Below are 23,106 nucleotides of genomic sequence, written 5' to 3' on the forward strand. Positions count from 1 at the left end.
GCTCAGCTCCTGTCGCGGATTTTAGTGGGCAGGTTATCGATGAAGAGATTCACCGAAATGGTCAGCGAGGCGATGGCGAGGCAGGGGAAGACCACCGCGGGCGCGCCCAGCGACAGACCTTCGATATTCTCGCGCACAAGGCCACCCCAATCGGCATTGGGCGGCTGCACACCAAGCCCGAGGAACGACAGCCCCGAGAGCACCAGCACGATGAACACAAAGCGCAGACCCAGATCGGCCAGCACGGGACCGAGGATATTGGGAAAGATCTCGCGGGCGATCAGATAAGGGGTGCGCTCGCCACGGGCGCGGGCCACGGTCACGAAATCCATCGTGTTCACATTGACCGCCAGCGCACGGGCAAAGCGGTAGGCGCCGGGCAGGTAGATCACTGCAAGCGTGCCCACCAAAACGGGGATCGACGAGCCGATCGCCGCCACCGTCACCAGACCGAACAGGAGCGAGGGAATGCCGTTGAGCGCATCAAGGAAGCGCGAGAGGCACATATCGAACCAGCCACCGGCCACGGCAGCGACCATGCCGAGGATCACCCCGCCGGTGCAGGCGAAGAACACCGCCGCCAGCGAGATGCCCACCGTGTAGCGCGCCCCGATCAGCACACGCGAGAACACATCGCGGCCCAGATAATCGGTGCCCATCCAGAACTTGTTCGTGACCGCGCCGAAATAGTCCCAATCGACGATTTCACCCGGCGGGTGCGGCGCGATCAACCCGCCGAAGATGGCAACCACGGCCCAGAAGAGGATGATGGCAAGGCCGATCCGGCCCACCCAGTTGAAGGAATAGCCAAGGTTTTTCGGCGTCGGAAGGCGGAAACTCGAAATATTCATCAACGGCGCAGCCTCGGATTGGACAGGATTGCGGTCAGATCGGCCAGCGTGATCAACAGCAGATAGCTGATGCAGAAGATCATCGCGCAGGACTGGATCAGCGGCAGATCGCGGGTGGAGACGGCATCGACCATCAGCTTGGCCACGCCCGGATAGTTAAAAATGGTCTCGACGATGATCACGCCGCCAACCAGATAGCTGAGCGAGAGCGCGATGGCATTGGCGATGGGACCGAGCGCATTGGGCAGCGCGTGTTTGAGCACCATCCGCTTGCGCGAGGCCCCCTTGAGGAGCGCCATCTCGACATAGGGGGTATTGATCGTCTCGATCACGGCGGCCCGCGTCATGCGGATCATCTGCGCCGAGACCACGAAGGTCAGCGTGATCACCGGCATCGCATAGGCCTTGAGCATCGCGCCGAAGGTGGTGGCATCGGCAGCCCCATAGCTCAGCGCCGGCAGCCAGCCCAGCCAGACCGCGAAGATCAGCACCGAGAGCGTCGCCACCATGAATTCGGGCACCGAGATGACCGAGATCGTCAGGATCGACACGATGCGGTCGAACCACGAGCCGCGCCACATGGCCGCCCCGATCCCCAACGACAGCGCCACGGGCACCGAGATCAGCGTCGTGATCCCCGCCAGTTTCAGCGAATTGACCAAACGGCCACTGACCAGATCGGCCACCGCCATATGGTTCACATAGGATGTGCCCAGATCACCACGCAGGAACCCGAAAAGCCAGCTCAGAAAACGCAGGATCGCGGGCTCGTCGAGCCCCATCGCCTTGCGCAGGCCCGCAACAGCTTCGGGTGTGGCCGCCTGCCCCAGCAGGATCTGCGCCACATCGCCGGGGAGCAGTTCGGTGGCGAAGAATACGGCAAAGGATACGATGATCAGCGTCAGTATCGCGATACCGAGCCTTTGTAAGACAAGGAACCATGGCATGAGCGATTGGGGCAAGGAGCACCTCCCGTCGGAGAAATCTTAAAAAAGCGGGCTGCGCCTGCACGGCGCAGCCCCAGTCGGGGGATATTCTTTAGGCGTTCAGCCAGACATATTCGAGGAAGGAGAAGCCCATCAGCGCGCCCAGCGGGTTGGCACGCATGCCACCGACCTTGTCAGACAGACCATCCACGTTGGAAATAAAGGCCGGAATGATGGTGCCTGCCTCGTTGGCAACCATTTCCTGCATGTCCCAATAGATCGAGGTCCGCTTGTCCTCATCGAGCGAGCCCCGCGCCTCGAGCATCATCTTGTCGAATTTCTCCGACTTGTAATGGCTCTCGTTCCACGGTGCATCCGATGCATACAGCAGCGAGAAGAGGATATCGGGCGTGGGCCGCGGGTTGATATTGCCGAAATGCACGGCCGATTTGAGCCAGTAATTCGACCAGTAGCCATCGGGCGGAACCTGATCGACCTTCAGCTTCATGCCGATCTGCTGGCCCATCTGCTGGATGATCGTGGCCATATCGACCGAGGAGTTGGCCGCCGAGGAGGCCACCATCGGGATCTCGGTGCCCAGAAGGCCGGATTTCTCGAAATGGTGTTTTGCCTTGTCGGGGTCATAAGCGCGGGGCTTGAGGTTGGGGTTATGGTAGCGGTTCGCGCTGGAAATCGGCTGGTCATTGCCGATCTCTGCCATGCCACGCAGGATCGATTTCTGGATCGCTTCGCGGTTGACCAGATATTTCATGCCCTCGACGAAATCGGCCTTCGAGCCCGGCTCCATATCCAGACGGATATTGAGGTCCGTATAGCTGCCCGAGGTGGTGATCGAGGTGGTCACACCCGGTTTGCCGTCCATCAGACGGACAGAGCGCGGGTTGAGCGAGGCACCCACATGGATATCGCCCGACAGAAGCGCGTTCACACGGGCATTGGTATCGGCAATCGCGAAGAACTCGAACCCGTCGAGATAGGGGCCTTCGGATTTGAAGTAGTTCGGGTTTTTCTTGCCGATCGAATGCACGCCGGGTTCGAAGGCCTCACAGATGAACGCACCGGTGCCGTTGGCTTTGGTGAAATCGGTGGTGCCATCGGCGATGATCATGAAGTGATGCATCGCGAAAATGGTCGGCAGGTCGGCATTGGCGCCCGACAGCACGACTTTCACGGTCAGATCATCGATTTTGGAGATCTCGGACATCTGGCCTGCCATTGCAGCTGCCTTGGAGCCCACGGCCGGATCGAGGTGACGCTTGAGCGAATAGACCACGTCTTCGGCCACAAGCGCCTTGCCATCATGGAAGGTCACGCCGGATTTCAGCTTGATTTCCCATGTTTTCGCATCGTCCGTATTGATCGTATCGGCCAGCTCCATCTGCACCTGACCCTGTTCGTCGAGGAAGGTCAGACGGTTATAGAAGGCACAGCAGTTCACATAATCGGTCGAGAGCGACGCTTTTGCCGGATCGAGCGTATCAGCGGTCGAGGACGACCAGCCCGCGGCTTTCAGCACACCGCCCGAGACGGGGGTCGCGGCTACGGCCTTGTTGGCGCCGAGCAAGAGCGAGCCACCGGCCGCCATGCCTACACCCGAGGCCATCAGCATCTTGAGAAGGTCACGCCGCGAGGCTCCGCGACGGATCATGTTCTCGACCATCGCGTCATCGCGACCGGTCCAGTTGGTTGGCTTGAAAGTCATAATCTGGTCATCCCTGTCTGTTGTGCCCGAAGGCTTTGGTTAACGATGGCCTTTTAGGTGCCAATTTGGCTCGGGCGGTCTTATGGCCGCCCTGAGCCGGGTTCAACGTGCCCGCACATGGCTTGCAAACACTTCAGCAGACGTTATGCCTCAAAGGCTTTCTCGGCGGCTTCCGCCAGCTCGATCAGCGCGTGGAAGTGGTAGTCGGGCTCGGTGAATTCCTTGGGCTCGATGGTCCCGCCATAGCCGTTCTGCGCGTGCCGGCGCTGGATCCAGGCATTGGTCATACCCAACTCGCGCGAGATGCCGATATCGTGGTATTGGCTCTGCGCGGTATGCAGGATGTCGTCCTTGGAGCCACCATCCTTTTCCACATAGGCGAAAACCTGATGGAAGTAATCGGGGTTCGGCTTCTCGCAGCCGGTATCATCGGTGGTGAAACCGGCCCAGAAGGGCTGACCCAGTTTCTCGGCATATTTCTCGAAGGCCCAGCGGCGGGCATTGGTCATCGCCACCAGCTTGTAATGCTTCTTCAGCGTCGCCATGGCCTTCACGCTATCGGGGAACGGCTTGGCCTCGCCCACAGTATCGATCATCAGCTGGCGATATTCCTCGGTATCGGGCAGATCAAATGCGGCCGCGATACGCGAATAGCAGCGCCCCAGATCATCGGGGAAGCGCAGCGCGCCCGGCTCGTAGCGCGCGTCGCGATAGACCGAGAGGGCAGCTTCGCCGTCGATCGTCACGCCTTCTTTGGCCGCGATCGCGTTGAGGCCGTCTTTGATCGCGCCCTCGAAATCGATCAAGGTGCCGACAACGTCGAAAGTGACATAGCTAAAAGCGGTCAGCGGTTTGGTGGCGGTTGTGGTTGCCATCTTTGGCAGTCCTTTCTGCGGATATGCCGGAGGGAGAGGTCCGGCGAAACATTCTGCGGGCAAGCACCGGTATCGAGGCATCTATGCCCCGAAATGCGTGTGTCTCTTGGGCTTTTGCTGCGACAATTTCTGTCTTCGTAGGATCAGTGTGCCGCTAAAAAACAGCCCTGAGGCACCGAATATCGAAGCTTTGCGGCATAATGTTCTGTATCCCACCGGCCAGAGACAGAATTTAATGCTGTAAAAAAACCGGCCCTAAGGCCGGTTCCTGAAGGCTCAGTAGCCTTTCTTCTGATCCACCTGTCCTGGGATCGGATTTCCTGCAGCCGAGGCTTGCATCACCGCCAGAACATGGCGCGCGCCCTCCTCATAGCCGGTGCGGGCCGCGATATGGGGCGTGATGATCAGACGGCTGTCGGACCATGCCCAGTGATCTGCCGGGAGGGGTTCGGGGTCGGTCACATCCAGCATGGCCGATGTGATCTGGCCCGCATCGAGTGCGGCACGCAGCGCCGCCAGATCGAGCTGTGCCCCGCGCCCCGCCTGCACGATCCGCGCGCCTCTGGGCAGCTTCGCAAAGAATGCCGCATCCATCAGTCCGCGCGTCTCGTCCGTCAGCGGCAGCAGGCACACCAGAATATCCGTGCGCGCCAGGAACGCGTCGAGGCCTGCCTGATCATAGACCGGACAATCCTCCACGGGCCGCCCCGAACGTGACCAGCCGGCTACCTCGAAATCGAGGCTCTTGAGGGTCTGCGCCGTCAGCTGACCGATGCGGCCCATACCCATGATGCCGACCCGCGCGCCCTTGGCTGTGTTGGGCGCATGCTGGACCCATTCCCCACGGGTAGCCTGATCGAGATAGACAGGCAGATCGCGATGGGTGGCCAGAACCCCCATCACGCACCAGTCACGCACCATCTTCTCGATACTCTCGGCCAGCGTGCGCGACAGCGCCACCCCTTCGGGCAGCGGCGGCATATGGTCGACACCCGCCCCCACCGAGATCAGCACCTCGAGATTGGGATAGCGCGCAATATCCTCGGGTGGCTCCCAACAGGCGATATGGGTAATCGAGGCGGGGTCCGTGACCGCCGCCTCGCCCATGATCATCTCGATTCCATGCGGAGCGAGGACCTCTTTCCAGACCTTCTCGCGCTCGGGGATGGAGAGATAAAGGAGCTTCATCCTTTCAGTGCCGCGCGCACATCCGCATCCTCGAGCGTCTCGTCGAGCACGGCTTTGGTGCGGGCAACGATCATGTCGATCTCTTCCTCGGTGCAGCACAGCGGCGGCGCATAGCCGAAGATGCCCTGCGCGAAGGAGCGCACGATCAGACCCTTCTCCCACGCACGGTCAAACAGGCGGGTGGCCGGTTGCACCGAGGCCGGAAGCGGGGTCTTGTTCTCCTTATCGACGACCAGCTCGATGGCGGCGAGCATGCCGCGACCGCGAACATCGCCCACCAGCGGATGGTCGGACAGGCCCTTGAGACCTTCCATCAGTCGCGCACCAACCTTGCGGCCATTCTCCAGCAGGCCACCCTCGTAGAGCGACAGGACTTCCAGAGCGACCGCCGCCGAAACGGGATGCGCCGAATAGGTGAAGCCATGACCCACGGCCTTGGCGCCTGCGCCCTCGGCGATGGTTTCGTAGACATGATCGGACATAAAGACCGCGCCCATCGGCACATAGCCCGAGGTCAGGCCCTTGGCGGTGGTCATCAGATCGGGGACGATGCCCTCGTCTTCACAGGCGAAAAGCGGGCCGGTGCGGCCGAAGCCGGTGATGACCTCATCGGCAATGAAGAGGATCTCGAGTTCCTTACACACATCGCGCATCGCCTTGACCCAGCCTTTCGGCGGGACCAGCACGCCGCCCGAGCCCTGGATCGGCTCGAGATAGAAGGCCGCGACCTTCTCAGGCCCGATGGCCTCGACCTTGGCTTTCAGCTCGTTCACCGACGCTTCGATGATCTCTGCATCGGTCTTGAGCGGATTACGATAGGTGTAATGCGACGAGATCTTGTGCTGCCAGCTATAGGGCACGCCGAAGCCCTCATGGAAGCCGCCAAGTGCCGTCAGGCCTGCGCCCATCGTGGTCGAGCCATGATAGCCCTGTTCGACCGAGATGAACTGGTCGCGGTTCGGCTGGCCTTTCGAGTGCCAGTAATACCGCACGAAGCGGATCGTGCTATCGACCGCATCCGAGCCACCGAGCGAGAAATAGATATGGTTCAGATCGCCCGGTGCGCGCTCGGCCAGTTTGGCGGCAAGCTTGATCGGAGCTTCGGCGCCGAGGTCGAAATAGCCGGTGGCATAGGGCAGTTTGCGCATCTGCTCGGCGGCAGCTTCCACAATGCTTTCATGGCCATAGCCCGCATTCACGCACCACAGGCCTGCAAACCCGTCGATCAGCTCGCGGCCTTCCGCATCCGTCACCCGCGCGCCTTTGGCCGATGCGAGCACCCGCACGCCACGCGCTTCGTGGCCTTTGAACGAGGATACGGGGTGGATCAGGTGCTGGCGATCCATCTCGATCAGGGAATTGGTCAACATTGACAGTCTCCTAAGATCAGCCCAGGGCCTGCGACACGAGGGCATAGGTTTTCAAATCGGGGTTCGCAGGACGGGCGGCAACCGCCCCTTCCCGCAGCATGGCAACGCCGCCGCCCACATGGGCAAGCCCCAGCGCTGCTGCATGGTCTTGCAAGGCACGCTCCGGCGCGAAATCGACGCGCAGGAACCGGCCTCGGGTGCGGCAGGCGGCTTCGGACAGAAGCGCGCGCGCCGCGATATCGTTTTGGGCCAAGATCGGGCCGATCACATATCCGCGCCCGAATGCGCGCAGCATGGCAAAGCCGCCCGCAGTCACAAGAACCTCGCCCTGAGCGGCAATATCCGTCAGGAGCTTGGCACGATCCATGCCGGTTGCGACACGATCTGCGGCAATCAATTGCGCGAGCTCTTCGGCGCTGGCCTCATGCACCGGCTGTTCGGGCGTCTGCGCTACGGCCACGCCTTGATACTGCATGACCTCACCTTGGGCCTTGAAGCCCAGTTTCTGATAAAGCGGCAGACCATCGGCGGTGGCCACAAGGCGCAGCTCCATCGTGGCCGCACGGTCCAGCAGCGCCTGCATCAGCCTGCGTCCGAGCCCCTGCCCGCGCATGGCTTCATCGACAATGATCATGTTGAGTGTGCCGACATCGCCCAACAATGACAGGATCGCAGTGCCCACGACTTTTTCGCCCTGCAGCGCCACAACGCCCTCGGACACACCCAATACCAACGCCCAATCCTCGGGCCGGTGCGGCCACGAGACTGCCTGCGACATCCCATGCGCCTGCGGGATATGCGAAAGCTCCATCGGGGCGATGGCGATCTGCGCGGTCTCGGTGCTGGAAACGTCGGTCATAGGGGCCTCTTCGGTCTTGTTACCTTCAGGCTAATGCCTGGCAGGCGGCAGTTTCACTTTGTTCACGCAATCATGCCGCAGGAGTAAAGGAATTCCTGCGGCATGACAGCATTTTATGCTGAACACCTGACGACGAGCGCCAGAACCATGGCATGGGCGGCCTCCAGCTCGGAGCGCGTCAGATATTCCTCGGGCTTATGCGCGCGGGCAATATCGCCCGGCCCGCAGACGATGGCGGGAATACCCGCCTGCTGGAACAGCCCGGCTTCGGTGCCGAAGCTGACCGCCCCTTGCGCCTGATGGCCCGAGATCTCCTCGGCCAGCGCCACGAGCGGATCACCCGCATCCAGCGCAAGAGCCGGATAATCCGACAGGAATTCGGCAGACACGCCTTCGGGGAGATCCGCGCAGATCTCTTCGAGGATCGCGCGCGGCGACACGCCTGCAATCGCCCGTGCCTCGATCTGTGCCTCGGCCAGATCGGGGATGATATTGACCGCCTGCCCGCCCGCGATCGTGCCAATCTGCACCGAGCTATAGGGCGGCGCAAAACGTGCATCCTGCGGGCCGGTGGTAAGGTCATGGGCGGTCTCGCAGATCCGTGCCAGCACCGGCACAAGGGTCTGGATGGCATTCACGCCCAGATCAGGGCGCGAGCTATGGCCAGACACACCCCTGGCCACAAGGCGCAGCGCGGCCTTGCCCTTATGCGCCAGCACCGGCACCAGCCCCGTCGGCTCGCCAATGATCGCGGCCTCGGGAAGCGCGCAAAGCGACGGCAGCGCCGCCAGCAGATGCGGCACTCCCTTGCACCCCGCCTCCTCGTCATAGGAGATCGCGATGTGGATAGGCTTTGCCAGATCAGCCTCGCCCATGGCGGGGGCCGCCGCCAGCACGGCTGCCACGAACCCCTTCATGTCACAGGCCCCGCGCCCGATCAGGCGCTGGCCTTCATGGCGCAGGACAAAGGGATCGGCGAGCCATTCCGGCTCACCCGCAGGCACCACATCGATATGGCCCGAGAGCACGATCCCCGCCACGTCCCGCGGTCCGAAGCTGGCGAAAAGGTTCGACCGGTCCCCTTCGGGACCGGTCAGGATATCGACCTGCGCACCAAACCCGCGCAGATAAGTGGCAATATCCTCGAGAACCGCGCCATTAGGCGTCCCGACCACGGTCGGAAACCCAACGAGCCGAGCGAGGAGATCTTCGGGGCTCATGAGGCGATCACAAAGATTTTCTTCACGGTTTCAACGGTATGCCAGGTGCCTACAAAACCGGGCTTCATGATGAAACTATCACCTGCGACAAATTCATGCGCCGCGCCACCCTCTTCGGAGATGATGCAGCGACCCGCGAGGATATGGCAGAATTCAAATGTCTCGCCCTTCATCGATACCGTTTTACCGGGAGTCGCTTCCCAGATGCCGGTGCGGATCTTGCCCCATTTGGCCGCCTCCGCCATAGCGGTGTCCAACTCCCATGTCTTATAGGCGGGCGCACCTTCGATCAAGCGCTCGGGAGCGGCCACGTCCTCGCGCGGGCAGAACTGGGGGGAGGTCTCGACGGGGATAAGAAGCGACATGTAAGGCCCTTTCAAGGCAAGTGAGAGTGACCCTTTTATGCCCCTGCCGGTGCGGGACGTGCCGTCAAAAGCGTGTCCGGCACCGCAGGCCCTGCCGAACTCGCGCCCCGAAACGGTATTTCCTGCGCCTGATCGCGCAGATGCGGCAGCACCCGTGCGCGCAACGGGTTCAGGCTGGGGCCACACGAGAGATCCCGGAGATACACATGACCTTCCGCCCGAAATTCATCACCTTCGACTGCCACGGCACGATGATCCACTTCGACATGGCAGGTGCGGCCCGCCACCATTACGGTGCCCAGCTCTCCGAGCCAGCGATGGAAAAGTTCATCCGTGATTTCTCGGCCTATCGTCTGGACGAGGTTCTGGGCGCATGGAAACCCTATGCGGAGATCGTCCATAACGCGGTCGAGCGCACCTGCAAACGCAACGGGATCACCTTCGATCCGGCGGTGGCCGCAGACATTTATGCGCGCGTGCCGACCTGGGGCCCGCATGCCGATGTGCCCGCAGGGCTTGCCCGTATCGCGCCGCATATCCCGCTGGTGGCGCTGACCAATTCGATGAACGAACAGATCCCGCATAATATCGCCAAGCTCGGCGCGCCCATCGCGCATGTGTTTACCGCCGAGAGCGCAGGCGCCTACAAGCCGCAGATGCGGCCCTTCGAATATATGCTCGACGAGCTGGGCTGCGGGCCGGAAGATATCCTGCATGTGTCCTCAAGTTTCCGCTATGACCTGATGACTGCCCATGACATGGGGATCAAAAATAAGGTCTGGGTCAACCGCGCCCATGAACCCGCCAACCCGTATTACGGCTATACCGAGGTCAAAGACATTTCCGGTCTGGCCGAAGTCGTCGGTCTGTAAAAGGGTGCGAAGGGGAAGAGAGATGGAATATAAATCCTATTGGCACGAAACCTCGACCCCTTTCGCCCATGGCGAACAGGGGCCTGCCGAGGGGCAGTTCGATGTGGTCGTCATCGGTGGTGGCTTCACGGGGCTCAACGCTGCGCGCAAACTGGCGAAATCCGGCGTCTCGGTGGCGCTTCTGGAAGCCTCGCATGTGGGCGCGGGCGGATCGGGGCGCAATGGCGGGCATCTCAATAACGGGATCGCCCATGGCTATGCGGATGCCAAAGCGCATCTGGGCGCGGATCAGGCCCATCGGCTTTACAAAGCCTATGACCGCTCGATCGATATGATCGAGGATCTGGTGGCCGAGGAAGGCATCGATTGCAGCTTCCGTCGCTGCGGTAAGCTGAAACTGGCCTCCAAAGAAAGCCATGTGGCGGGACTGCGGGCGAATTTCGAACTGATCCACCGCGAGGTGGACCCCGAGACCCGCTGGATCGACCGCGCAGGTCTGAAAGACGAGGTTGGCTCTGAACAATTCCACGGCGGGATGGTCTACGAAAAGACCGCCATGATGCATATGGGACGCTATGTGAACGGGCTGGCCGAGGCTGCCCATAAGCATGGCGCGAAAATCTGGGAAGCCACGCCCATGACCGCCCGTCGCAAGACCGCCAATGGCTGGGAGATCACCACACCGCGCGGCACGCTACAGGCCAACCGGATGATCGTGGCGACCGGCGCCTATGCGGGGGCCGCGCCCGAAGCGCCGCTGTCTTTCTTCCGCCGCCGGATCATCTCGGTGGGCTCCTTCATCATCGCGACCCGTCCGCTGACGCCCGAGGAAGTGGCCCGCACCGTGCCTGGCAACCGGACCTTTGTCACCTCGATGAATATCGGGAACTATTTCCGCCTCTCGCCCGATAACCGGCTGATTTTCGGGGGCCGTGCGCGGTTCTCGGCGACCTCCGATCAGGCATCGGATGCGAAATCGGGCGAGATCCTGCGCGCCTCGATGGCCAAGATCTTCCCGCATCTGGCCGATATCGAGATCGATTATTGCTGGGGCGGGCTCGTGGGCATGACCAAGGACCGCTATCCCCGCGCAGGCGAAACCGATGGCATGATCTACGGCATGGGCTATTCGGGCCATGGTGCGCAGATGTCCACGCTGATCGGTCAGGCGCTGGCCGATATGGCAATGGGCGTGAAGGACACGAACCCGCTTGCCGGGCTCGACTGGCCGACCATCCCCCTGCATAGCGGCAAGCCGTGGTTCCTGCCACTGGTCGGGATGTATTTCAGCCTCAAGGACAAGATCTCGTAAGAAAGGGGGGCATTGCCCCCCTTTTTCATTCCGGTAGTGCGGGGTATCAGCCCAGTGAATGCGCCGACAGACCCCAGACTTGGATACCCTCCTGCGGGCGCCGCATCCGGCCATTCCGCATCTCGGTCACCGTATCATAGACCCCCATTCCCGCCGAGGCGAGGAAGGCCGCGAAGTGCTCGTTCTCGACAGGCGTATCAAGCCGTGTGAACCGACCCTCATTGGCCTTGATGAGTGGCGCGGCAAGCTGCATCGCAATCCGCTCGTCACCGGCCACCAATGGCCCGATGACACTCCCTTTGCCGAAGTCGCGGCTGAGCGCATAGCCGATGATCTTCCCGTCGCGCAGCGCGACCACACCCTGTGACATGTTCAGCAAAAGATCGAGCATCTCGCGGCGCGGCGCCCCATACCCCACCGCATCGAGCGCATGGACCTCGCCGAGATCACCGGGCGCCAACGGTCGGATCTCGACCCCTGAAACCGGCGAGGGCTGCCGGATCGGGCGTGCGACGCCCTGATGCTGCCAGATCGTCCCGACCGGCACGAAACCGGCATATTCATAGAGCCTATAGGCGGCGCGGGTGGCCGAAAGCCGCAGATCGCGCCCCTCGCAATCACGCATGATGCGCCGCAACAGCCGCGCGCCGGTGCCATAGCTCTGCAGTCGCGGCGTCGTTACCATCATGCCAAACATGGCATAATCGTCCCCAACCGGAAAATACATGGCCGAGCCCAGCGGACGGCCGATCTCGTCCATCGCCAGATAACCGCGCCCCAGCGCCAGAAAGACCTCGAGATCGCGCGCCCGATGCGGCCAGAAGACCGAAACCGTCAGCTCGTGCATCGCCAATAGATGTTCGGGCGCGATCTCGACAATCTGCGCTTTGTAACTGTCGATCTGCATATAATTTTCATCGGTCGTCTGCGCACGCGCCATGAAATCAAGATAGCGCGCACGGGCACCTTGAGGCATCGCATCGGAACACGGACCAATCGCAATATTTCGGCTCATGCACCTTTCCCATCACTAGACCGTAATCAGATATAATAGAAATATCGGAGGGATTTATACCGTATCTCGCGGGCAGTTGATAGATTCTGCTGCAGCCCCATCGAAAACATGCAGGTTTTGGCACCATTTCCACCAGAGTGGCACGTCAATAGCAAAGGCGCCTCCCAAAAGGAGACGCCTGCAACTTTTCTGGCCAGTTCGAGAACCGCTTCAGTTTATCCGCTTAGTTCACGAGCCGTTGTTTGGCGGTATTTTCGAGGTAGCGCTGGTAGGCTGCGGGGCGGTTCGGGGCGTGGCCTGTGGCGGGGACGGCGACGTCCCAGAAATGGCCTGCCTCGCCGGCCGTGGTTTCGATACCGGTGCCGGGGAAGTCTTTCGCGGTGGTGTCGATCACGATGACGGTGGGGATATCGCGCGTGCGGGCGGCCGCCAGCTGCGCTTCCAGATCCTTGATATCTTTCGCCTTCACCGCATGGGCGCCCATCGAGGCCGCATGCATCACATAATCGATCTGCGGCTGCGCCTCGATATTGCAGTTCACATACATGTTGTTGAACGGGTTGCCGCCACAGCCCAGCGTCTGCAGCCGGTTGATGCAGCCATAGCCCGCATTATCGGTCAGCACCACGGTGAAGGGGATGCGGCGCATGACGGCAGTGGCCAGCTCGGAATTGGCCAGCATATAGGAGCCATCGCCCACAAAGCAGATCACCTCGCGGTCGGGGTTCGCGAGCTTCAGCCCCATCCCGCCCGCGACCTCGTAGCCCATGCAGCTATAGCCGTATTCCATGTGATAGCCGCCTTGAGTGGGCTGCCAGAGGAGCTTCAGCGCGCCCGGCATGGTGCCAGCGGCACACATCACAACGGCCTCGGGGGCCGCGCGCTGCACCGCGCCGATCACCTCCGCATCGAGCGGCAGCTCGCCCGCGCCCCGCTCCTCCGAGCGGTCGCGGCAGTGATGGGTCACGGCCTTCAGCCAATCCTCGCGCGCGCCCTGATCGGCATCCTCGGCGCGGTAGGCGCCGAGGCCTTCGGTCAGCGCTTCGAGCGCCACTTTCGCATCGGCCATCAGGGGCTCGGCGCCGTGCTTCATGGCATCATAAGCGGCCACGTTGATCGAGAGGAGTTTCGCTTGCGGGTTCGCAAAGAGCGTGCGCGAGCCGGTGGTGAAGTCCTGCAGGCGCGTGCCCACACCGATCACCAGATCGGCGCGCTGGCTTGCGGCATTGGCCGCCGCCGAGCCGTCGACGCCGCTCGCCCCGAAGTTCATCGGGTGGAATTGCGAGAGCGCCGATTTGCCCGCCTGCGTCTCGACCACGGGGATGTTGTGGCGGCTGGCGAATTCGGCCAGCGTGGCCTCGGCCTGCGAGTAGATCACCCCGCCACCGGCCACGATCACCGGGGCCTTGGCCGCACGGATCATCGCGATGGCCTGCTCCAGCTCGCGCGCATCGGGCGCGGGGCGGCGGATATGCCAGGTGCGGGGCGTGAAGAACGCTTCGGGGTAATCGAAGGCTTCCGATTGCACATCCTGACAGAAGGCCAGCGTGACAGGGCCTGCCGAGGCAGGATCGGTCATCGTGGCCAATGCGCGGGGCAGCGCCGTCAGGAGATGCTCGGGCCGCGTGATCCGGTCATAATAGCGCGAGACAGGGCGCAGGCAGTCATTGGCCGAGATCGTGCCATCCTCGAAGCCCTCGACCTGCTGGAGCACCGGATCGGGGCGGCGATTGGCGAAGACATCGCCCGGGATCAGAAGGATCGGCAGACGGTTCACATGCGCCAGCGCCGCCGCGGTGACGAGGTTCGTCGAGCCCGGCCCGATCGAGGAGGTCACCGCATGCGCGCGGGTGCGGCCCATGCCCTTGGTATAGGCCAGACCCGCATGCGCCATGGTCTGCTCGTTCTGGCCGCGCCAGGTCGGGAAGGCCTCGCCGATCTCCTCGAGCGCCTGACCCAGACCCGCCACATTGCCATGGCCGAAGATCGCCCAGATCCCCTCGATATACCGTTCGCCCTCGGGCGTCAGCTGAACGCTCAGCCATTTTACCATGGCCTGTGCGGCCGTCATGCGGATCGTGCCCATACTCTTCTTCCTTTGTTATACGCCCCGCCCTGTGGGGGGCCGCGCCCTTGGCGGCATCGAGCCACCTGCGGGCGCGCATCGCGGGCTGCGCCCGCGATGGGGCGCGCCGGTCCTTTCGATTATTCGGCAGCCACAGAGGTCGCTGCCGCGCGGGCCTTGTCCCAGATCCCGGCCAGACGGGTGTAGCGCGTGGCCATCTCGGCAACCGCCTCCTCGTCATCCATCCGCCCCGCCAGCCAGTCGCGCGCCACCGACCCGAAGATCGTCCGGCCCACGGCAAAGCCTTTCACCAGCGGGAAGCCTGCGGCCACCTCGAAGCTTGCCGCCAGTTCCGCCTCCGGCGCATCCAGCCCCAGAACCACGATCCCGCGGGTGTGGCGGTCATGCTCCTCGATGGCATCGCAGGCCTTGGCCCATCCGGTCTGCGATGCCATCGGCTCCAGCTTCCACCAGTCGGGATAGATCCCTTCCGCATAGAACCGCCGGATCAGGATAGCCGTGGTGTCATCGGTCACCGCAGCCACCTTGGAGGGGATGATCTCGAGGAGGAACTCGAGATTGTTGCGGCGCGAAGCCGCGTAGAGTTTCTTGACGCTGTCGAGCTGCCAGGCCCAGGTCTGCGCATCGTCATCGGGATGGCAGAACACCAGAACCTTCACCACATTCTCGCGCGCCCATTCCTTCAGGCCACCGCAATCATCGCCCAGTTCCGGCTCCAGCGTCAGCGGACGGGAACCAGGCCATTCGCAGGGACGCCCGATCCACAGGCCCGTGCCGGAGGCCGCATGCAGCGCATGCCGCCCGATGCGGTTGTCGCACAGGATCCCATAGCCCGGACGGCCATCCTGCACCTTGAGTGCGGCCTCGAGGCACAGCTCCTTGAAGGCCCCGCCTTTTTTCAGCGTATAGCCCTCCATCTCCTCGAGCTGCATCCGGTGATCGAAGGCGAACACCCGCATCTCGGAGAAGTCGCCGCCATGGCTGCGATGGCGGTTGGTCGCCCAGTGGATCTGCTCGAGCTCGGCATCATTGCGCAGATCGGGCTGGATCACGCCGCGGCTCAGGAAGAACTCCAGCTCCTCGAGCGAGGGATAGGCCGGCGTGCAGCCATGGCGCGAGACCGCAAAGGCCCCGCAGGCATTGGCATATTCGAGCGCCTTCGGCCAGGTCTCGCCATCGAGCCAGCCCTTCAGGAGGCCGGAGAAGAACCCGTCGCCCGCGCCCAGCACATTGAACACCTCGATCGGGAAGCCCGGGCCCGTCTGGCCCTCGTCAAGGCTCTCGGGGATCGCGCCTTCAAAGGCCGCAGCCCCCGCCGCCCCGCGTTTGCAGATCAGCGTCGCATTCGACACCGCCCGCACCGCCTTGAGCGCCGCGATCGTATCCGTCGTGCCGCCCGCAATGTGGAACTCTTCCTCGGTGCCCACGATCAGGTCAAAATAATGCAGGCTCTTTTGCAGCTTGGCCGTCACCTCGGCGCTTTCCACAAAGCGGCTCTCGCCATCGCCATGGCCCGCAACCCCCCAGAGATTGGGGCGGTAATCGATATCGAGCGCCGTCTGCGCACCATGTTTGCGCGCCAGCGCCAGCGCTTTCAGCGTCGCCGCTTCCGTCTTGGGGTTCGACAGATGCGTGCCGGTCGCCACCACCGAGCGCGTGCGCCCGATCAGATCTTCCGAGATGTCATCCTCGCACAGCGCCATATCCGCGCAGTTCTCGCGGTAGAAGATCAGCGGGAACTGCTCCTCGTCGCGGATCCCCAGAATCACCAGCGCCGTCAGACGCTCGGGATCCGTGGTCACACCCGCCACATCCACACCGTGGCGCACCAGCTCCTCGCGGATGAACCGCCCCATATGCTCGTCGCCAACCCGCGTGATCAGCCCAGAGTTCAACCCAAGACGCGCCGTCCCGCAGGCGATATTCGTCGGAGACCCGCCAATATATTTCTCGAATGACCCCATATCCTCCAAACGACCCCCAACCTGCGAGCCGTAAAGGTCAACGCCAGCGCGACCAATCGTAATTACATCCAATGGTTTCGACATAGGTATTCTCCGTCCTCGGGTCGCATCGCGGACATGATGCGCAGGGTCATTTCAGGCAGCGGGGTTGATCGTCTCGAAGGTCAGGCTCTGGTGGAACTGTTCGTGATAGGCGATGAAGTCCTTGGTGTAGGACTGTTCCATATGGAAGGCATGCGCGGCCTCATCGACCCAGGATTCCACGAAGACCAGCTTGTCGGGATCATCCGTGCAGGTGAAAAAGTCATAGGAAAGGCAACCCGCCTCGGCGCGGGTGGCTGCCTGTGCAGCCGGGGCGCGCTCGAGGATCTTCTCGCGCGTGCCGGGCTGGCAAAGGATCGTGATGATGAACTTGTACATGGTCTTGGTATCTCCAAAGCCTGTCCCGTTCGGATGCGCCCTTCCATGTGGCCGGAGGGGGAAGCTCCGGCCACATCCTCGGGAGGAAGCAGTTAGCGGATGATGGTCGCTTTCAGCGCATCGATGGAGGACTGGATACCCGCCTCGGTCGACATGGTGAAATCTTCCATCTCGAGGCTGACCCAGCCATTATAGCCCATCATGCCGACAACGGAGAAGAACTCCTTCCACCATTGCAGGTCACGGCCAGCGCCCACGGCGACGTAGTTCCAGCTGCGGTTCGCGACATCGGTCACGTCTTTCAGCTCGAGAAGGCCGTTCACGTCGCAGACGCCGCGCTCGATGCGGGTGTCCTTGCCGTGGCAGTGGTGGATCGCCTTCCCCAGCGCGCGGGCAGATGCGATCGGCTCCGCGCCCATCCACATCAGGTGCGAGGGGTCGAGGTTCATACCGACCATCTCGCCCACTTCGTTGCGCAGACGGAACAGGGTCTCGGGGTTCCAGACCAGCATCGCCGAGAAGTTTTCCAGCGCGTAACGCTTGATGCCAGCCTTCTTGCCGAAATCGACCAGATCGTGCCAGAGCGGGAAGGCACGGTCTTCCCATTGGTAACGGTCACGCTCGGGCATCTCGTCGGGCCAGGACTTGGTATAGACCAGCCAGTTCGGGACGGTGTCACCGGGCGCTGCCTCGGGCAGACCCGACATGGTGACGATGGTTTCGACGCCGATCTCGCCTGCAAGCGTGATGGTTTCCTTCATCTCTTTGAGATGACGGGTGCCCATCGCGCCCGGATCGAGCGGGTTGGCCGAGCAGTTGAGGGCGGCGATCTTCAGGCCACGAGCCTCGATCTCGGCCAGCTTCTGCTTCAAGAGGCCTTTATCAGCCAAAAGTTCATCGGCGCGGAAGTGGGGGCCTTTCGACCAGCCACCGCCCGTCATCTCGATGCCTTCCACACCCAGCTCGACGCATTTGTCGAGCATATCCGTGAAGGACAGATTGCCCATCACATCGGTGCAAATCGAAAGTTTCATGCATTTTCCTCCCGCAGCGCCTGGCCGAGGCTGATACCATCGGTGTAAAGCGCGGGTTTTTCAATCATCGTGACAGGCTCGAGCACACCGCTCTCCACTGCGCGCAGGGCTGCATCGGCGACGAGCGTCGCGGCGTAGCCATCCCATGCGGACGGGCCGGTTGCGGTGCCCTCGCCCGCGGCCACGATCCATTCGCGGAATTCCTGATCATAGGCTTCGATGAAGCGCTCGCGCCAGTCGGCCGGCAGTGCCTGACGGTAGCCATGCGCGTCCGAGATAACAGTCGCCGGACGGTTCGGCAGCGCGGCAATCCCTGCCTCGCAGCTGACTTCCCCACGGATATCATAGCCATAGCCGATATTGACCGAGATCTCGACATCGACGATGGCCCCCGAGGCGCAATGCAGCAGCACGATATGGGGGTCACGCAGCTCGCCGCCTTTGGAGGAGCGGCGCGGCAGACGCACCTCGACACCCACGACCTCGTCGCTCAGGAGCCAGCGCGAGATATCCGCATCATGGACCAGCGTGTCATTGAGCGGCATTTCCGAGGTGTAGAGCCCCTCCGGCACCGATGCGTTGCGGTGGCAGGATTTATACAGAAGCGGTGCGCCCAGCGTGCCGCTGTCGATCACGGCCTTCAGGCGGCGGTAATCGGCATCGAAACGGCGCATGAAGCCCACCTGCACCAGACGGCGACCGAAAGCGACCTCGGCTTTCATCACGCGCAGGGCCGCCTCTTCCGAGGTCACCATCGGCTTCTCGCAGAACACGGGCTTGCCGTGGGCGATGGCTGTCAGGAGCTGCTCCTCATGGGCAGGGCCCCAGGAACAGATGACGATGGCGTCGACCTTGTCCGAGGCGATCAGCGCCTCGGGGGTCTCGAAGACTTCCGCGCCAGCGGGGGCGGCGGATTGTGCGCGGTCAAGCGCGATGTCGGTGACGGCGGTAATTTCCACCCCCGACAGGACCTGGGTCAGACGACGGATATGGTCCTGACCGATCATGCCGGTGCCGATGACTCCAACCTTGAGTACCATGGCGTGTTCCTTATTTGTAATGCTTGTCGAGATAGCGTTTGGTCTCTGCGAGCATGAAGCGCGCGCTGTCCTCGGCGCGGTCCTCCCATGCGAAGACGCAGTTCGACAGAACGCCATCGAATTTCATATCTGCGAGGGTCGAGAAGAACAGATCCCAGTTGATCTCGCCCTGACCGTAATCGAGGTGCTGGTGAACGCGGACCTTGGATTCCGGCGGGTTCACGATGTAGCGCAGCTCCGACGACTTGTTATGGTCATAGGTATCGGCCAGACGGACATGCTCCAGAAGGCCTGCGGTCGCGCGCAGGTTGGCTTCCATATCGGGCCCGTAGAAGAAGGTATGCGGCGCGATGAACGAGGCGCGGACCATCGGCGAGTTGATCGTCTTGATGATGTCGATCGCCGGATGGATCTCCTCGACCCAGTCCTCGGGATGCGCTTCAAGCGACAGCTTGATGCCCTCTTTCTCCAAGAGCGGCACGATGATGTCCATCGCACGGAAGAACTGCATCTCGCAGGTCTCGGGGCGGTGCAGGCCCGAACGGTCGTTCAGCGAGCGGTTCGGCGAGCCACCGCGGCCGAATTCGGAAACGAACATCGGGCATTCCAGCTCGACGGCGAACTCGATCGCGCGTTTCCAGTTGTCGATCGCGTTGTCCCATTCGTCCTGATAGGGGCTGGCCCAGCGATACATCGGCTGGATCGTCGCGAGGCCGACATTGTTGTCGCGCAACGCCTGTTTGAAGCTCTTGATACGCTCCGGGTAAAGCTTCGGTCGGGTCCACCATGCGAAGAAGTCGGGACGGGGCGACATTTCGACGTAGTCATAGCCCAGTTCGGCGACCTTGCGCACCGTGTCTTCCAAAGACAGGTGACGGATCATATGCGGGTCGAGCGTGTGTTTCATGGTCAGGACCTTTAAGAAGCGTTCGAACGGGGCGTCCCTCCTCCGGACGCCCTATCCATTTTCATAGGGCTCAGGCGACAACCTGCGGCGGATGGCCGTCATGGGTTGCCATATGGCTTTCCATTGCCTCGCCCAGATCGGCCAATGCCTCACCGCCTGCCATCAGGTCGGTAATTTCCTCACGGGTTTTCTCGCCGCGTTTGAAGTTTGCGGCAACCGCGCCGCGGATCAAAACCGCGTAATGATCGCCAACGGCCATCGCGTGGGTCACCTGGTGGGTGATGAAGATCACCGCGATGCCGCGACGCTTGGCTTCCATGATGATGCGCAGGACGTGGCTTGCCTGTTTGACACCAAGGGCTGCGGTCGGCTCGTCGAGGATAAGGACGCGGGCGCCGAAATGGACGGCGCGTGCGATGGCGAGCGACTGGCGCTCCCCGCCCGACAGACCACCGATCAGACGGTCGCCATCATCGATACGGGTGATGCCGAAGCTCTGGACCGCTTTGACGGCAACTTCATTCGCGGTCTTGCGGTCGAAGAACTTGAAGGGGCCGATCTTTTTGACGGGCTCGACACCCACGAAGAAGCTGCGGCCGATGGTCATCAGCGGGAAGGTGCCGCCGAACTGGTGCACCGTGGCGATCCCGCGATCGGCGGCGTCCTTGGGCTTGTCGAAGCTGACCGCCTCGCCATCCATGAACATCTCGCCGGTGGTGGGCTTATGGACCCCTGCGAGCGTCTTGATGAGGGTCGATTTCCCCGCACCGTTATCGCCCAGCAGGCAGAGCACTTCGCCCGCTTCGACTTTGAGAGAGATATCGTGCAGCACGTCGATCGGACCGAAGGACTTGTTGACGTTGCGCAGTTCCAGAACCGGGTTGGTCATGATCCGTGTCCTCACTTCTGAGTTTTCTTGGACGGCGCGCTCAGCGCCAGTTTACGGAAGCCGTTATTCATCAGGACGGCCACAAGCAGCATCGCGCCGAGGATCAGGCTCGACCAGTTGCGGTCGATATCGGTGAAGTAGATCCCCTGGCTGACGATGGCGAAGGTAATGGTGCCGACGAAGATCCCCATGATGGAGCCGAAGCCACCGGTCAGAAGGACGCCACCCACAACCACGGCCACCACCGCGTTGAAGATATAGTTCATACCACCGGACACCTGCGCCGAGTTGAACAGGATCGCCCCGCACATGCCGACAAAGGAGGCGCTCACAGCCGAGAGGATGAAGAGGCCGATCATCAGGCGGTCGGTGGGGATACCGGCGTTACGGGCCGAGACCTTGTCGCCACCGAGAGCAAAGATCCAGTTACCGCGGCGCGAATGGTGCAGCACATAGACGAAGCCGATGGTCATGGCGATCCACCACACGATGATCACCTGGTAGCTGCCGCCGATAAGCTGGCCGAAGAGGAACTTGGCCCATGCCGGCGATTGCAGCGCGACCGAGGCGGAACCGGTGAGCAGCACGGAGGCCGAGAGCACGATCCCCTGCATGGCCACCAGCGTGCCCAGCGTGATGATCAGCGTCGGCACCGTGGTGCGGGTGGCCAGAAGGCCGTTGATGGTGCCCACGATCACGCCGAGACCGATGGAGCCAGCCATGCCGACCCAGATCGGCAGGCCGTAATAGCCCGAGAGGATGGCGACGGTCATCGAACCCGCGGGGATCATCGCGCCAATCGAGATATCGAGCTCGCCTGCGATCATCAGCAGACCCATCGGGATGGCGACGATACCGAGATTGGCCGCGAAGTTGACCCAGGAGGCCGAGCCCACCAGATTGCCCAGATTGACACCGCCAAAGATCACGAAGAAGGCGAAGACGGCAATGAGGCTGAGGACGGAGCCCGCTTCGGGGCGGCGGAGGAAGTCGGAAAAGACAGAGTTTTTCATCAGATCACACTCACTTCTTCTTCGTCGCGTAGCTGAGCGCAAGCTTGCGGAAAGTATCGTTCATCAGAACCGCGATCAGGAGAAGCGCACCGATGATGACAGACCCCAAGTTGGCATCAAAGCCCGTGAAGTAGATCCCTTGGTTCACCATGGCGAAGGTGATGGTGCCCAGAACGATCCCGAGGATGGAGCCGAAGCCACCGGTCAGAAGCACGCCACCGATCACGACACACATGATGGAGTTGAAGATGAAGGACTGGCCACCGGCGACCTGCGCGCTCTGGTAGACGATTACCTGGCTGACGCCGACGAAAGCTGCGGCAAAACCCGAGAGCATGAAGAGCGAGATCGTCACTTTCTCGGTGGGGATACCGGCGTTGCGCGCCGAGATCTTGTCGCCACCAAGCGCATAGATCCAGTTGCCCCAGGGCGAGACGTGCAGGATATAGGCCAGCACCACCGCGAAACCGATCCACCAGAAGATGGTGACCTGGAACATGTAGGCGACGAAATGACCCAGCAGCGTGGTGGTCAGCGGATCGGGCGACAGCGCGGTCGCGGTCGAGCCGGTCACGAGAACCGAAAGGCCCAGCGTCAGACCCATCACCCCAAACATCGACCCGATGGTCACGATCAGCGAGGGCACGGCGGTGCGGGTCACGACCAGACCGTTGACCAGACCGACCAGCACACCGAAGCCAAGGCCACAAGCGATACCGATAATATCGGGCAGACCGAAATAGCCGGAAACCACGGCGACCGTCAGCGAAGAGGCCGGAATGACCGAGCCGATCGAGAGATCCAGCTCGCCTGCGATCATCAGGATACCGATGGGCAATGCCACGATCCCGATCTCTGCGGCGACGTTCAACCAGCTGGCAAAGCCTGCAGGCGACAGGAAGGCCTGACCGGCGAAAATAGCGAAGAAGATAAACACGGCAAACATGCCGAAAAGCGACCCGGCCTCAGGACGACGAAGATGACGCCCCAACCCCGAAGATTTTGCGCTGCCACCGGACACTGCGGGTGCGGCTCCTTGAGTCTCGGAAACCATTCGATTTTCCCTGTACGAGGTTCGAAAGGAAGGCGGGTGGCCACCATTTTGGTGACGACAGGGCTGTCGCCCTTCCGCCTCTCGGGGTGCCGACCGGACAGTCCGGACGGCACAGTCTCACTG

At 62.1% G+C, this 23,106-nt stretch carries 22 protein-coding genes; 2 read left to right on the plus strand and 20 right to left on the minus strand.

The window, feature by feature from the left end; all coding sequences use genetic code 11:
- Positions 1 to 2 precede the first annotated feature (2 nt).
- The 10 genes from WDB91_RS18765 to WDB91_RS18810 all read right to left on the minus strand — a co-directional run bounded on the left by WDB91_RS18765 (position 3) and on the right by WDB91_RS18810 (position 9,583).
- Positions 3 to 851 carry an ABC transporter permease gene (locus tag WDB91_RS18765; RefSeq protein ID WP_339115190.1) on the minus strand — a complete coding sequence of 283 codons (849 nt, stop codon included), beginning with the start codon at positions 849 to 851 and terminating at the stop codon, positions 3 to 5.
- Complete coding sequence (locus WDB91_RS18770; RefSeq protein ID WP_339115616.1) at positions 851 to 1,798, minus strand: ABC transporter permease; 948 nt, start codon at positions 1,796 to 1,798, stop codon at positions 851 to 853. The genes WDB91_RS18765 and WDB91_RS18770 overlap by 1 nt, the downstream gene beginning before the upstream one ends.
- A gap of 91 nt (positions 1,799 to 1,889) precedes the next feature.
- A complete protein-coding gene (locus WDB91_RS18775) occupies positions 1,890 to 3,500 on the minus strand; it encodes an ABC transporter substrate-binding protein (protein ID WP_339115191.1) in 1,611 nt (536 codons plus the stop codon).
- 143 nt (positions 3,501 to 3,643) lie between these two features.
- Positions 3,644 to 4,375 (minus strand): HAD-IA family hydrolase, encoded by a 732-nt coding sequence (locus WDB91_RS18780; protein ID WP_339115192.1) that lies wholly within the window; start codon positions 4,373 to 4,375, stop codon positions 3,644 to 3,646.
- A 276-nt stretch (positions 4,376 to 4,651) separates the two neighbouring features.
- The gene (locus WDB91_RS18785) at positions 4,652 to 5,563 is read right to left on the minus strand and encodes an NAD(P)-dependent oxidoreductase (RefSeq protein ID WP_339115193.1); all 912 of its coding nucleotides are present in this window, start codon (positions 5,561 to 5,563) and stop codon (positions 4,652 to 4,654) included.
- Positions 5,560 to 6,933: an aspartate aminotransferase family protein gene (locus tag WDB91_RS18790; protein ID WP_339115194.1), complete on the minus strand. Its 1,374-nt coding sequence runs from the start codon at positions 6,931 to 6,933 to the stop codon at positions 5,560 to 5,562. Before WDB91_RS18790 ends, WDB91_RS18785 begins: the two co-directional genes overlap by 4 nt.
- Positions 6,934 to 6,949: 16 nt before the next feature.
- Positions 6,950 to 7,792 (minus strand): GNAT family N-acetyltransferase, encoded by an 843-nt coding sequence (locus tag WDB91_RS18795; protein ID WP_339115195.1) that lies wholly within the window; start codon positions 7,790 to 7,792, stop codon positions 6,950 to 6,952.
- Positions 7,793 to 7,905: 113 nt separating this feature from the next.
- Positions 7,906 to 9,012, minus strand: a complete 1,107-nt coding sequence (gene argE / locus WDB91_RS18800) for an acetylornithine deacetylase (RefSeq protein WP_339115196.1) — start codon at positions 9,010 to 9,012, stop codon at positions 7,906 to 7,908.
- Positions 9,009 to 9,377, minus strand: a complete 369-nt coding sequence (locus tag WDB91_RS18805) for a cupin domain-containing protein (protein WP_339115197.1) — start codon at positions 9,375 to 9,377, stop codon at positions 9,009 to 9,011. Before WDB91_RS18805 ends, argE begins: the two co-directional genes overlap by 4 nt.
- A gap of 35 nt (positions 9,378 to 9,412) precedes the next feature.
- The gene (locus WDB91_RS18810; RefSeq protein ID WP_339115198.1) at positions 9,413 to 9,583 is read right to left on the minus strand and encodes a hypothetical protein; all 171 of its coding nucleotides are present in this window, start codon (positions 9,581 to 9,583) and stop codon (positions 9,413 to 9,415) included.
- Here WDB91_RS18810 and WDB91_RS18815 point away from each other — a divergent pair, their 5' ends adjacent.
- Entirely contained in the window at positions 9,584 to 10,249 is a 666-nt protein-coding gene (locus tag WDB91_RS18815; protein ID WP_339115199.1) for a haloacid dehalogenase type II, read from the plus strand.
- A gap of 22 nt (positions 10,250 to 10,271) precedes the next feature.
- The gene (locus WDB91_RS18820) at positions 10,272 to 11,561 is read left to right on the plus strand and encodes an FAD-dependent oxidoreductase (RefSeq protein WP_339115200.1); all 1,290 of its coding nucleotides are present in this window, start codon (positions 10,272 to 10,274) and stop codon (positions 11,559 to 11,561) included.
- A 46-nt stretch (positions 11,562 to 11,607) separates the two neighbouring features.
- Here the strand turns inward: WDB91_RS18820 and WDB91_RS18825 are convergent, their stop codons facing one another.
- From WDB91_RS18825 to WDB91_RS18870, 10 genes are all read right to left on the minus strand, one after another.
- A complete protein-coding gene (locus tag WDB91_RS18825) occupies positions 11,608 to 12,576 on the minus strand; it encodes a GNAT family N-acetyltransferase (protein ID WP_339115201.1) in 969 nt (322 codons plus the stop codon).
- A 223-nt stretch (positions 12,577 to 12,799) separates the two neighbouring features.
- Positions 12,800 to 14,662 (minus strand): 3D-(3,5/4)-trihydroxycyclohexane-1,2-dione acylhydrolase (decyclizing), encoded by a 1,863-nt coding sequence (gene iolD, locus WDB91_RS18830; RefSeq protein WP_339115143.1) that lies wholly within the window; start codon positions 14,660 to 14,662, stop codon positions 12,800 to 12,802.
- Between the two features lie 119 nt (positions 14,663 to 14,781).
- Positions 14,782 to 16,710, minus strand: a complete 1,929-nt coding sequence (gene iolC / locus WDB91_RS18835; protein WP_339115202.1) for a 5-dehydro-2-deoxygluconokinase — start codon at positions 16,708 to 16,710, stop codon at positions 14,782 to 14,784.
- 51 nt (positions 16,711 to 16,761) lie between these two features.
- Positions 16,762 to 17,046, minus strand: coding sequence for an antibiotic biosynthesis monooxygenase (locus tag WDB91_RS18840; RefSeq protein ID WP_339115203.1), 285 nt, complete (start codon positions 17,044 to 17,046; stop codon positions 16,762 to 16,764).
- Between the two features lie 92 nt (positions 17,047 to 17,138).
- A complete protein-coding gene (locus tag WDB91_RS18845; RefSeq protein ID WP_339115204.1) occupies positions 17,139 to 18,080 on the minus strand; it encodes a sugar phosphate isomerase/epimerase in 942 nt (313 codons plus the stop codon).
- Positions 18,077 to 19,120: a Gfo/Idh/MocA family oxidoreductase gene (locus WDB91_RS18850; protein WP_339115205.1), complete on the minus strand. Its 1,044-nt coding sequence runs from the start codon at positions 19,118 to 19,120 to the stop codon at positions 18,077 to 18,079. Before WDB91_RS18850 ends, WDB91_RS18845 begins: the two co-directional genes overlap by 4 nt.
- Positions 19,121 to 19,130: 10 nt before the next feature.
- Complete coding sequence (locus WDB91_RS18855) at positions 19,131 to 20,027, minus strand: sugar phosphate isomerase/epimerase (RefSeq protein WP_339115206.1); 897 nt, start codon at positions 20,025 to 20,027, stop codon at positions 19,131 to 19,133.
- Between the two features lie 70 nt (positions 20,028 to 20,097).
- A complete protein-coding gene (locus tag WDB91_RS18860) occupies positions 20,098 to 20,916 on the minus strand; it encodes an ATP-binding cassette domain-containing protein (protein WP_339115207.1) in 819 nt (272 codons plus the stop codon).
- Positions 20,917 to 20,927: 11 nt separating this feature from the next.
- Positions 20,928 to 21,929: an ABC transporter permease gene (locus WDB91_RS18865; RefSeq protein ID WP_339115208.1), complete on the minus strand. Its 1,002-nt coding sequence runs from the start codon at positions 21,927 to 21,929 to the stop codon at positions 20,928 to 20,930.
- 10 nt (positions 21,930 to 21,939) lie between these two features.
- Positions 21,940 to 22,983, minus strand: coding sequence for an ABC transporter permease (locus tag WDB91_RS18870; protein WP_339115209.1), 1,044 nt, complete (start codon positions 22,981 to 22,983; stop codon positions 21,940 to 21,942).
- Positions 22,984 to 23,106 lie beyond the last annotated feature (123 nt).

The sequence above is a fragment of the Thioclava sp. GXIMD2076 genome, assembly GCF_037949795.1.
GTDB lineage: Bacteria > Pseudomonadota > Alphaproteobacteria > Rhodobacterales > Rhodobacteraceae > Thioclava > Thioclava kandeliae.